This window comes from Blautia acetigignens, from assembly GCF_025566865.1.
In the GTDB taxonomy this organism is placed as follows: Bacteria; Bacillota; Clostridia; order Lachnospirales; family Lachnospiraceae; genus Blautia_A; species Blautia_A acetigignens.
Window position 1 is genome coordinate 32,084 of the sequence record NZ_JAOQJM010000009.1, and the last position, 11,978, is coordinate 44,061.

10 protein-coding genes are annotated in these 11,978 nt (G+C 43.3%); 4 read left to right on the plus strand and 6 right to left on the minus strand.

Annotated elements, in window-relative coordinates; translation table 11 throughout:
* Nucleotides 1–98: 98 nt before the first annotated feature.
* Genes OCV70_RS11730 through OCV70_RS11740 form a run of 3 tightly spaced genes read right to left on the minus strand, consistent with a single transcriptional unit; the run spans nucleotide 99 to nucleotide 2,355 of the window.
* A complete protein-coding gene (locus OCV70_RS11730; RefSeq protein ID WP_021925574.1) occupies nucleotides 99–941 on the minus strand; it encodes a 4Fe-4S binding protein in 843 nt (280 codons plus the stop codon).
* A 4-nt stretch (nucleotides 942–945) separates the two neighbouring features.
* Entirely contained in the window at nucleotides 946–1,095 is a 150-nt protein-coding gene (locus OCV70_RS11735; RefSeq protein ID WP_021925575.1) for a CD1871A family CXXC motif-containing protein, read from the minus strand.
* An 18-nt stretch (nucleotides 1,096–1,113) separates the two neighbouring features.
* Complete coding sequence (locus tag OCV70_RS11740; RefSeq protein WP_173767091.1) at nucleotides 1,114–2,355, minus strand: TlpA family protein disulfide reductase; 1,242 nt, start codon at nucleotides 2,353–2,355, stop codon at nucleotides 1,114–1,116.
* A 176-nt stretch (nucleotides 2,356–2,531) separates the two neighbouring features.
* Between OCV70_RS11740 and OCV70_RS11745 the strand changes: the two genes are divergently transcribed.
* The 3 genes from OCV70_RS11745 (at nucleotide 2,532) to OCV70_RS11755 (ending at nucleotide 7,932) form a co-directional block, all read left to right on the plus strand.
* Nucleotides 2,532–3,206 carry a response regulator transcription factor gene (locus OCV70_RS11745; RefSeq protein WP_173716471.1) on the plus strand — a complete coding sequence of 225 codons (675 nt, stop codon included), beginning with the start codon at nucleotides 2,532–2,534 and terminating at the stop codon, nucleotides 3,204–3,206.
* Nucleotides 3,203–4,369 carry a HAMP domain-containing sensor histidine kinase gene (locus tag OCV70_RS11750; RefSeq protein WP_243000114.1) on the plus strand — a complete coding sequence of 389 codons (1,167 nt, stop codon included), beginning with the start codon at nucleotides 3,203–3,205 and terminating at the stop codon, nucleotides 4,367–4,369. The genes OCV70_RS11745 and OCV70_RS11750 overlap by 4 nt, the downstream gene beginning before the upstream one ends.
* Nucleotides 4,370–4,503: 134 nt before the next feature.
* Complete coding sequence (locus OCV70_RS11755; protein ID WP_262579710.1) at nucleotides 4,504–7,932, plus strand: glycoside hydrolase family 3 protein; 3,429 nt, start codon at nucleotides 4,504–4,506, stop codon at nucleotides 7,930–7,932.
* A gap of 114 nt (nucleotides 7,933–8,046) precedes the next feature.
* Here OCV70_RS11755 and OCV70_RS20205 read toward each other — a convergent pair whose 3' ends face one another.
* From OCV70_RS20205 to OCV70_RS11770, 3 genes are all read right to left on the minus strand, one after another.
* The gene (locus tag OCV70_RS20205; protein WP_021925078.1) at nucleotides 8,047–8,289 is read right to left on the minus strand and encodes an AlbA family DNA-binding domain-containing protein; all 243 of its coding nucleotides are present in this window, start codon (nucleotides 8,287–8,289) and stop codon (nucleotides 8,047–8,049) included.
* 173 nt (nucleotides 8,290–8,462) lie between these two features.
* The gene (locus OCV70_RS11765; RefSeq protein WP_021925079.1) at nucleotides 8,463–10,430 is read right to left on the minus strand and encodes an oleate hydratase; all 1,968 of its coding nucleotides are present in this window, start codon (nucleotides 10,428–10,430) and stop codon (nucleotides 8,463–8,465) included.
* Nucleotides 10,431–10,586: 156 nt separating this feature from the next.
* Nucleotides 10,587–11,147: a TetR/AcrR family transcriptional regulator gene (locus OCV70_RS11770; protein ID WP_021925080.1), complete on the minus strand. Its 561-nt coding sequence runs from the start codon at nucleotides 11,145–11,147 to the stop codon at nucleotides 10,587–10,589.
* 245 nt (nucleotides 11,148–11,392) lie between these two features.
* Here OCV70_RS11770 and OCV70_RS11775 point away from each other — a divergent pair, with 245 nt between their 5' ends.
* On the plus strand, nucleotides 11,393–11,944 hold the full coding sequence (locus tag OCV70_RS11775) for a prolyl-tRNA synthetase associated domain-containing protein (RefSeq protein ID WP_021925081.1): 552 nt from the start codon (nucleotides 11,393–11,395) through the stop codon (nucleotides 11,942–11,944).
* Nucleotides 11,945–11,978: the final 34 nt, after the last annotated feature.

The following is an 11,978-nucleotide window of genomic DNA, read 5'->3' on the forward strand; positions in this document are numbered from 1 at the left end:
TTAAACATACATTTTTCCATGTCTAAATTGCAGTAAGCTTTTTTTCTTATAAAACATACCTAAAGTTAATCCCTATAAAAATGGTAGAAGCATTCCTGTTATCTCTTGCACCCACTCGCAATGGCATGTACCGGACAGGCCTGTTTACATCTTCCGCAGCGGATACACTCCGGGCTGTTAGGGTTTTCCACAGGGTTGACTTCCATCTGACAGGCTTTTGCACATTTTCCACAGCGGATACATTTATCCATATCTACACTGTATCTGTAAATGGATACCTTATTAAATATGGAATAAAAAGCTCCAAGGGGACAAATATATTTACAGAAAGGTCTGTAAATAATAATGGACAAAATAATCGTTACGATCAAAATCGTATTTTTCCATATGTACAGCCAGCCAATGGCACCGCGCATCGCTTTATTCAAAAGCACCAGCGGAAGTCCGCCCTCCAACGTTCCGGCCGGACAGATCAGTTTACAGAAATAAGGAGCTCCCTGTCCCATTATATCTGTAAGGAATAGTGGGAGCAAAATTACGAATACCAGGAAAATCACATATTTCAGTTTTCGAAGTACTTTGTCCCATTTAAAAGTACGGATTTTCTTTGGAAAAGGAATCTTATTCAGCAGGTCCTGGATCAGACCAAATGGACAAAGAAAACCACACACCAGTCTTCCCAGGATCGCGCCTACGAAAATCAGAAATCCGATTACATAATAGGCAAATTTAAAGTTCCAGCTTCCAACCACGGCCTGTAAGGAACCAATTGGACAGGCTCCTGCTGCTCCGGGACATGAGTAGCAGTTCAGTCCCGGAACACAGGCATTTTTCAGCTTTCCTGTGTATATTTTTCCAGTTACAAATCCGGATATATGTGAATTTGTAAGCAGCGCCCAAAGTGCCTGTATGGTATGTCTGGGCCAGTTTTTTATATTCATTTTTTTATCCAATTCCGATACACTCCATACAAATATTTACAGCCTTTGTAAAGACAACCGCCATCTCTCCGCGGCTGATCCCATAAACCATCATCAGAATGCCTGCCGCTGCAAGAGCAATTCCTGACCACTTTGAATCTATTATTTTTTTCATAGGTTACTCCATTTTTGATTATTTGCCTGCCTTAATTTCCTCAAGCTGCTTCTCTACAGCTGCCTTCCAGTCTTCCAGGCTTCTGCTGCCCATAATCGGTTCTCCTACAATGTTTCCATCTTTATCTACAAAGAAGGATTCCGGGAAGCTGCTGAGACCGCTGATACGTCCGTTCATATTTCCTGCATCCGGAATCAGAAGCGGATAGGTAACTCCTGTTTTTTCCTTGAGAATCTGAGCCTTTTTCACAGTATCTTCATCTGTAGTTCCGTCCTCGCCTACAGAATCAATAACCATTCCTACTACACCCACGCCCTTCTCTTTCATTTCCTGATAAAGCTTGTCAAGGTCTGGCATTTCATTTACGCATGGAGAACACCAGGTTGTAAAGCAGTTTACAAGAGTCAGATCATAGTCGCTGAATACTTTTTCTGTATAGGCATTTCCGTCAATATCAGTTGTCTCAAATGCACCTACATTTTCTGCATCTGGATTTGCATTTTCTGCCGGCATATCAAATACGGATTTGCTTGGATCAAATGCTGTCATTTCTGTGATTGTAGTTTCAATTTTTTCAATCTCGTCTGTCAAATCAGACTCTGCATTTTTATTAATGCTCAGATAATACTTGTAATTTCCATCCTCGCTGGTTCCCAGCTCCTTGTGCTCGTTGCAGCCAGTGATGGAATCCAGATCATCGATCACATCCTTGCTGTAAACTCCAAGTGTACCAACTCTTTCGATGCTCTTAAGCCAGTCATCATAACCGGTTCCAAGGAGATTTACATCTTCGTTCTTCTGCTCCTCAGTAAGCTTATTCCAGTGGAAAAAGGCATACTTAAAGCCAGTCATGTCATCATTCCATTCTTCCTCTGTGACCATAAGCATATCAGAAGTTTCCATCTGTTTCTTCAATTCTTCCGGAAGGACTGCCTTTAATCCAAGGAATGGGAAATCATAGGAATCCTGAACATTCATATTAATATCTGCTGCTTTTACTGTTTTTTTCACAGGTGTGCCATCTTCGGAGAAAACAGCTGTCTCAGAGCCATCACCAGCTACCACTACGCCTGCTTCATCTGCAGATACAGCTGCTCCAGCTTCGTCTGCGGAAACGGCAGCTCCGGCTGCATCTGCTGGTACTGCCATACCAGCTTCTTCTGCTGATACGCTTTCAGCCTTGATCATAACCGGATTGAAAGATGTTGCTGTCAGAACTCCTGCTGCCAGAATTGCCATAAGTCTTTTTTTATTCATCATTTTTAATTTTCCTTTCAGCGTTTTTTATTTATCTGAACGTATTTTAACATCTTTCCTATAAAATCTGTGTTAAGATTTTTATTTTTTTCAAAATATGATAATATAAAATGAGTATCAGAATGTCTTTTAGCACTCGTATCTTATTTACACAAAATTACATTATGGAAGGAGACAATATGCACATTTTAATTATAGAAGACGAAGAGCAGCTCTGCCGTTCTGTTGCAGAGGGACTTCGCATAGACGGTTATGAAACAGATATCTGTTTCGATGGAGACGAAGGGCTTTGCCTGTGTATGACAGAAAATTATGACCTGATCCTGCTGGATCTGAATCTTCCCGGCACGGACGGTCTGGAAATTCTCCGCCAGTTCCGGGAACACAATACCAATACCCCGGTTCTAATCCTGTCCGCCCGGGATCAGATTGAAGATAAAGTAAACGGTCTGGATCTGGGAGCAAATGACTATCTTACCAAGCCATTTCACTTTCAGGAGCTGGAAGCCAGAATCCGAAGCCTTACCCGACGGAAATTTGTTCAGGAGGATGTATGCCTGAAATGGAATCAGCTCACCTTTGATACCAGAACAAGAGAAGCTTCTGTAAATGGAGTGCCGCTTTCCCTTACCAGGAAAGAAAGCAGCCTTCTGGAATATTTCCTGCTCCATCAGAACCGAGTCATTTCACCAGAAGAAATGATTGAACATATTTGGGACGGAAGCGTAAATACCTTCAGCAATTCCATCCGTGTGCACATTTCATCTCTGAGAAAAAAACTAAAGGCAGCAATTGGATTTGACCCTATTCAGAATAAAATCGGCCAGGGCTATATATTGGAGGAATACAGATGACGAAAAAACATTTCCACACCTCGCTTCAGCTGAAGCTTACTTTATTGCTGTCCTTACTGATGATTGTTTCCTGTGTTCTTATGTACTTCTTCATCAGCCATTCTGCCGTATCGGGAATGGATGGATTGCAGAACTACATGATCAAGGTAGACCCACAGGATGGAGATTCACCTATTACCTTTAATGTAGATCCCAAAGCTCTTTTTCCTCAGTTTGAGCAGGAAATCCAGGAAACCAAAGAGTCTTTTCTTCTTCGAAGTGTTATTGCCACCACGATCATTATTCTTCTTTCCAGTGTGTGTACTTATTTTCTTACGAAAAAGGCCCTTACACCACTGCAGAAGCTAACCAGCGAAGTCAGTCAGATTCAGGCTCAGAACCTTTCCACCCAGCTTCCAGTTCCAAATTCAAAGGATGAAATTGCACAGCTGACCAGCTCTTTCAATGAAATGCTGACCAGGCTGGACAATGCCTTTAGTACACAAAAGCAGTTTTCTGCAAATGCAGCTCATGAGCTGCGGACACCTCTTGCAGTATTGCAGACCAACCTGGAAGTTTTTGAGAAAAAACAGAAACCGGAAATGATTGAGTACAGACAGCTTTTCACTATGATCAAAGAACAGACCGCAAGGCTTTCCCAGCTAGTCGGAACCCTTCTTGACATGACGAACCTGAAATCTGTTCCACGAACCGATCAGGTTTCACTGGAAGAGCTTGTAGATGAGGTTTTCTGCGACCTGGATCCAATTGCAGAAAAAGCAGGAATTTCTATCCATTTTAATGACAGTTCCAATCAGGATTTGCATACCGATGTTACCGGCAGCTATGTACTTCTTTATCGTGCTGTCTACAATCTGGTGGAAAATGCCATTAAATATAATCGCCCCCATGGTTCTGTCTCAGTTTCTGTCAAACAGGAAAACGGACAGGCTATGGTTCTGGTAACGGACACCGGCATCGGCATTTCACCTGAAAATCAGAAAAAAATCTTTGATCCTTTTTTCCGTGTAGACAAATCTCGCAGCCGAGCCATGGGCGGTGCCGGACTGGGGCTGGCACTGGTTGACTCTATCGCTAAAGAGCACCGGGGAACCGTGAAGGTACTGGAAAGCAGCAGCGCAGGGAGCACGATAGTGCTTATGCTGCCTGTGGATAATTCCTGAAACTTTTTTTATTAAAGTTTAGAGGTAATTTTTATGTTAACTATTTCAGACAAAAAAACTGAAGCAGATACTTAGAGCATGTTTGAAAAACAGGCAGACCATTTCACCAACTCTCAGCACGAAAGGATATAAAAATGAAAAAAAAGTTAAAAAAATGCCGCAAATTTGCTTCTTCTGTAGTAGCTACAACCATGGTTATGTCAACTATCAATGCACCTCTTGCAATCTATGCATCAGACAATTCTGCACAGGAATCTGCTGAAAAGATTGAATTTAAAACAGCTGGTGAGGACTCCATCTACAAAGGACTTCCACTGTTTGATGGTATCCCGGCCCACCTGGATGCATATCTGGATGTGCTGATGGATTACATCGGAACTGAAGGAATGGTTCGCTACGCCCTTGGCTACCGTGGCGATTACCAGCTGCGCTTTGGCGAACATGCCGGAAATATCATTCCAGGTTCAGAACTATTCGGCGATCATGTGCAAGGTGTTTCTACAGATTTCCCGGCAATCATTGCACTCGGTCAGACCTGGAACAAGGAACTTGTTAAAAAAGTAGGTAAAGTAATTGGAACTGAAAACCTGAACACCTGTGATTTTCTGGATACCATCAGTAACTTTAATGCGGTCACCTGTACTGCAATGCAGGATCTTCGTGTAAATCCGTTAAGCGGACGCTACGATGAAGGTTTTGGTGAAGACGGAACCCTCGTTTCGGAAATGGTTGATGCAATGGCGACAGGTGCTTCCGGAATTGAAGAGGAAGAAAATGAGGATGGCTTCTGGACAAAATGTATTGTAACCACAAAGCATTACACCGACTATGCCGGACAACAGTTCAGACGTTCTGCCAACATTGCAAACAGTCTGAGAAGTGTTATGGAACAGCAGGCAAAAAATATCAAAAAAGGTATTTCTGACGGTTCCGTCAGCGGCTTTATGACAAGCTACGGACGTACTGCCGGTATTCCTAACAGCCTTTCTCCACTGGTACAGTGGATTCAGTGTTTTGCCCCTTGGGGTGAGGACGGTGGAAATTATGTAGTAACTGACTACTCCTCTGACTGGCAGCTTTACTCTGAAAACAGCATGGGAAATGGATATGACAATTCCTATGTTCCAACTTACTCTGATGCCCTTTCCCTTATGCTTATGGCGCGCACCGGACAGGGCGCAGCCAACGACCAGTCCACTCTGGAAGAGCCAAACACAGAAAATCAGGACGCAGTTATGGCAGAGCTGGAAAACGGCACCTCCGGTCTTTCTCTTGGCGATATTAAAAAAACAGCCCGGGCACAGGTGATTCCGCTGATTCGAAATGGCATATTTAACGAACGCGACGAAAACGGTTATCCTGTCAACTATCCATTCATTTCAGAATCTATGGGCGCAAGTGACACCGCATATGACTACACAAATAATGAGCACCAGGCAGTTGCACTTCAGGCTGCTCAGGAAAGTATTGTCCTTCTGAAAAATGACAACAATATTCTTCCACTTGCCAAGGACGCAAATGTTGCAGTTGCCGGACCGATATCGGATGCACGTTTCAAAACCACTTATGCGGTTGGACGGACTCCAGATCTGGAAAATGCAGGTCTTTCAATCGGCCGCGGTATGATGGCCGTTGCAGGAGAAGATACTATTACAATGACTTCCGACGGCAATATTATTGTGCTGAAAGCTTCCCAGAGTGGAAAATATGTGGTGGCTGACAAAAACGGAATACTTACCGCTTCTGCGGACACTGCCGATGAGGCATCCAAATTCGAGGCATATTCCTGGGGACAGGGCGACGGCTACAGCTATAAATGTGTAGATAACAATTCTAATAACGGACTATGGCTGAAATTCTCTGAAGACAGAGACGGAAATATTGAATTTGGAGTAGTGGGAACAGAAGAACTGAACGTTGCTGACACCGGACTTTCTGCAACTTCTTACACTGCAACTCTTCCATCTAGAATCAGCATTGCCACAAATGATGACGGTTCTTCAAATATTCTTCTCAACTGCTACAGTGAATCCTTCTTCGGCGCAGAGAGCACTTATTATAAAAACACCCGTCTTCTCACAACTGCAGAAGATGGCACTGTAGGATATACTGACCAAATCGTGGACAAAGACGGCCAGACCACCCTTGCAGCCGAAACACAAAACCAGTTTACCGTAGAAACCGTTCAGGAAACAGGAAGTGTAACGGTAAATGCAGGTGCTGACTATGCAGTAGTTGTCGTAGGTGCTCCTACCCGTCATAGTGCTGGCGAGGGAAGCGATCGAAGTGATCTTTACCTTGGAAAAGACCAGTACGAACTGATTGACAATATTTCTGCTGCTTATCCTGGCAAAACAATTGTTGTGATCAACAGCGTTTTCCCTGTAATTGCAGAAGAAATTCAAAATAATGAAAATGTTGCAGCAATTGTATACGCTCCATATGCCGGACAATATGACGGATATGCAACTGGACAGGTTCTTTATGGTGATGTAACTCCTACTGGAAAACTGACCTCCACCTGGTACGCAGATATGTCTGCATTCCCACTTCTGGATGATTACAGCATTCCAGACGGAACCAACAACACTACTGATCTGAACGGCATTGCCCCAAGATATACAGTTGATATTACCCAGGCAGACGCAGCAGCGACCGGACTTACTTACCAGTATACAAACGCACCTGTTACTTATGATTTTGGTTATGGACTGAGCTATACTACTTATGAATACGGCGAACTGAGCATCGGAGAACAAGACACTGACGGCAATTTTACAGCTACCGTTTCCGTAACAAATACGGGTGACAAGGCTGGGGCAGAGATCGTTGAGCTTTACGCTTCCAATCCGGATTCTACCTATGAAAATTATGCTCCTAAGAAACGTCTGGTTGCTTTTGAAAAAATTGAGCTTGATACCGGAGAGACAAAGGAAGTGACCTTAAAGGTTTCTGGTGAAGATATGGCACTGTGGAACAGCAACACCGATGAATATGAAATTGAAGCTGGAACTTATACTTTCGAAGCAGGTGCTTCCAGCCAGGATGTAAAAGCAACTGCACAGGCTGAAATCACAGGATCTGATTTTGATGGTCTTGATATCAGTGAACCAGTTTGCGTATATGACAAGAGCTTTGCTGCTTCTAATCTGACCTATAACGAGTATTCCAAAGCTCACACCGCTGAAAACCTGAAAAATGATGTGCTGGTTGGCGGATATTCAACTGTTATGGCAAGAAACGAAGGCGCATGGACAGCCTTGAATGGCGTAATTCTAGACGGCATTACCAAACTGACTGCTTCTGTTGCTTACGATGGCGAAGGCGAAACCGGAATCGAAGTTCACCTGGATTCTCCAGATGGCGAAAAGGTTGCAGAATTTAACTTTGGTGCGACTGACGTGAATACTTATACGGTGGATGCAGTTGAAGATTATGAAGTGCATGAGCTTGGTTATACAAATGTGGAAGCTGAGCTGACTTCCGAAGTTTCCGGAACACATGATGTTTATCTGGTATTTAAGAATGCAGATACACAGATTTACACGGTTCAGGGAAATTAAAATAAATGTCTAAAAAAGCCTTGCTGCAAAAGCTATAATGCTTCTGCGGCAAGGCTCTCCCCGGTGTAAAGACATGCTTATCTTATAATATATTTCGTACCTCTGCCTCTGCCCTCAACCATTATAATGCCTTTTTGCCCCATACTCGTCAACGCCAAAAAATATCATACCGCCATCGTAATTTGAAAAGGCGCTAACAGTTTTCAAAAAAGTGTTTGTAACATTTTCTTTAAACTCTATTGTTCGTGTTTCCTTCATACGATTCAGCTCCTTTTCAATTATATTTCTATTATTATATGCAAAAACGCGCAAAAAAACAATCGTATTTTTTACGATTGTTTTTTTGATTGATTTCAATTATTGTTTGTGCTCCTCCTGATAAACTACGAAGCAATTGTTCTGCTATGAGCAAGTAGCGAAGCGGACCTGGAATATCCGCTTGACTTACTTTATCACGGCAGATTATTTCCCGCAGCCAGGGGCTTCACTTGACATCCTTCCATATGTTACTATAAAATTTTCACCACCGCTTATTTCTCCAGCATATAATCCTTAATCACATCATGGTCTCTCAGTACCTTCTCGACTAAGGTGCCCTTAATTGCTTTCAGCAGAGGTTTCTTTACCAGATTCAGCGGTCCAGGAAGTTCAATTTCAAGTGGTGATCTGCCATCCATCAGTTTAACACTGGCATCAAGAAGTTCACGTACATCGTAAACACTGCCCCAAACTTCCGGAACACCACGGTCAACGCCCATAAGTCCGTATACAGCCTCCATAGCAGTACGTACAGAATACTCAGTTGTGAAAATAGTGTCTCTTGGAGTCTCAGCGAACTGTCCAAGGAATGCGAAGTTCACACAGCCATCCGGGATAACGTCCGGTCTGTCGCCTTTTGCTCTCGGCATGAAGAATGCTGTGATATATGGCATCATGGTCGGTACGCAAACTGCGCTGTTCTCAGCCAGATCCTCAATCTGATCAGTCGGCACACCCATGTGATACAGCCACTCTTCTGTAATCTCTTTACCGGTACACTCCTTCATCGGTTTCTTTATATAGTCGCCAGGTACATCTGTGAAAAGACCATATACCCAAACGCAAACCTTATCTTTATCCTGATCCTTGAACTGCCCCTGACGGTTGATGGTCCAGCTTAACAGCCAGCTGGAATCCTGACAGCTTACAATTCCGCCGGTAACAACATTTCCGCTCTTTGGATCTCTCTTACAAATATCTGTAATATAAGGAATGATCTTGTCATCCAGTGTAGTAACAGTTGCAGACTCCCAGTTTGTTTTTGCAATGTCAGAGCAGAATTTCTCCGGATGTCCGAAGGACGGATCCTGTTTTGCAATATTTTTCCAGAGACTCCAGCATCCGCTTGTACGAACCTCTGCATCTCCATTTGGAGCATGATTCTGGTCACCGTAAATAGTTCCCTCTGTACAGCTTCCGTTGGTAACAAATACATAGTCGTTCTCAGTAAGAAGGATTCCCTTCTCAACACCTTTTACTTTGCACTCAATAGCTGTTGCCACTTTCTTTCCATCGTGGATATCGAAAAGTACATTGGTAACCTCTGTGTTGAACTGGAAATCAACACCTGCTTCTTCCAGATATTTCTGCATTGGAAGGATCAGAGATTCATACTGATTATATTTTGTAAATTTCAAAGCACTGAAATCCGGAAGTCCGCCGATGTGGTGAATGAATCTCTGGATATAAAGCTTCATCTCAAGTGCACTATGCCAGTTCTCGAATGCAAACATAGTTCTCCAGTATAACCAGAATGTGGAATTCAGTACCTCATCATCGAATACATCTTCGATGGTCTTGTCATAAAGATCCTCATCCTTTGTAAAGAACAGCTTCATGATCTCCATGCAGCCCTTCTGGCTCAGGTTGAATTTGCCGTCTGTATGAGCATCTTTTCCCTGATTTACAGTTGCACGGCAAAGAGAGTAGTTCGGATCATGCTTGTTCAGCCAGTAATACTCATCCAGTACAGATGCGCCTGGTTTCTCCAGAGACGGAATGCTGTGGAACAGATCCCAGAGGCACTCGAAATGGTTCTCCATCTCACGTCCGCCTCTCATTACGTAGCCTCTCATTGGATCGAAGATACCGTCACATGCACCGCCTGCAATGTCCATTGCCTCCAGAATATGAATGTGGTCTCCCGGCATCTGTGCGTCTCTTACCAGGAAACAAGCTGCTGCCAGGGAAGCAAGTCCGCTTCCTACCAGATATGCATGCTTGTCATCTACGCCTTCCGGTTTCTCCGGGCGGGCAAATGCTTCGTAATTACCGTTTGTATAATAAATGCCCTTGCTGTTTTTCTCGTTTTTGCCGCGCTCTGTATTGCGGTAATTCGGGTCTACGTGTGCTTCTGTGATCTGTTTCTCCTCACGGCTCTTATTTGCCAGAACTGCTACTCCTGCACCAGCTGCGGCAAGTGCTGCCATACCTAATACGGAATGTTTCTTCTTTGACATAAAAATTACCACCTTTCATTCAGACTATTTATAATTTTCTATTTCTTAGTATTTCCTGTTTCTGAGTGTATTCTACGTCGAAAATAAATTTTCCTCAATTTACAAAACAAGGCAGATGACAAAAAACTTATCATCCGCCTGATTTTGTAAAGTATGTTATTTATTTTTCTCCATATTCCGCAAAGAATTCCCCACATTTCCGTGCATCGTCACAGTAATCAAACCTGCCATTTCTTCCGGGGATTCTTTCATTCCACGTTTGATCCAGTCCAGCATGACACCTACGAAGCTGTATTTATAGAAGTTTGCAATAAATTTCTTCTGCTCTTCTGTGACCATAAGATTCTCACTCTGTTCTTCTACTACGCCCTCGATCAATTCATAGGTAAGGGCATACAGATAATTCTCCACCCTCTCTCTGCTGACGGACCTGTATACATTTAAAATAAACGGCTTATTTTCCAGCACTGCCTCAAAAATCTGAAGAAGCCCCTCCTGCCAGGTGTCATAGGTCTTTTTCCCCTGCAAAGCCCGGGAGGCGTCCTCGATGCATGCCCACTCTACCAGATCATAAATATCCTTAAAGTGATAATAAAACGCCATCCGGCTAATGCCGCAATCTGTTGTCAGGTCACTGATGGTAATCTTATCCAGCGGCTTCTGCAGCAGAAATTTCTTCAAAGATTCTTCCAGTGCATTCTTTGTAATATTGTTCATTCAGATATGCTCCTCCTGATTATTCTGTAATCATTCCTTTCAGTTGCATATCCCTATCTTACCATAAATAATCTGCTTCCCGGTAAACTCTTCAAAGAATTTAGAAAAGTTTAAGAATCATGCAAACCAATCTCCTTCTTTACAGTAAAACTGCACCATGCCACAATAACCCCAAACCCAGCCAAAAAATTCAGCTGTTCAGCGCACCTATGCGCCGCAGCTATCATAAAAGGAGCACAATCACTATGGAATTAACCCTTGAAACCGGACGTCCTTCCGATACCACCGGAAGGCTTGAAAAAGAAATACGCGTATATGATTTTCTGGATTCCCTGAATATACCGTATCAGAGAGTCGACCACGAAGCTCTCATGACCATCGAAGCCTGCAAAGATGTAGACAAAATCCTGGACGCTGTCATCTGCAAGAACCTGTTCCTCTGCAATCGCCAGGAGACCAACTTCTACCTTCTCCTTCTTCCCGGAGACAAAAAATTCAAGACCAAGGAAGTTTCCTCCCAGCTTGGCGTAGCCAGACTTTCCTTTGGAAATGAGACTTATATGGAAAAATACCTGGACATCACCCCTGGCTCTGTAAGCGTCCTCGGTCTGATGAATGACAAGGAGCATCACGTTCAGCTGCTTATTGACGAGGATCTCCTGAAAGAGCCTTATATCGGCTGCCATCCCTGCATCAACACCTCCAGCCTGAAAATTGACATGAAAGATATGATGGAAAAAATTATCCCGGCAATGGAGCACGAACCGATCTTTGTGAAGCTGGGACAGGAAGAATAATTTTTTTCCCAATAAAAGAACTGCTGGACATCCA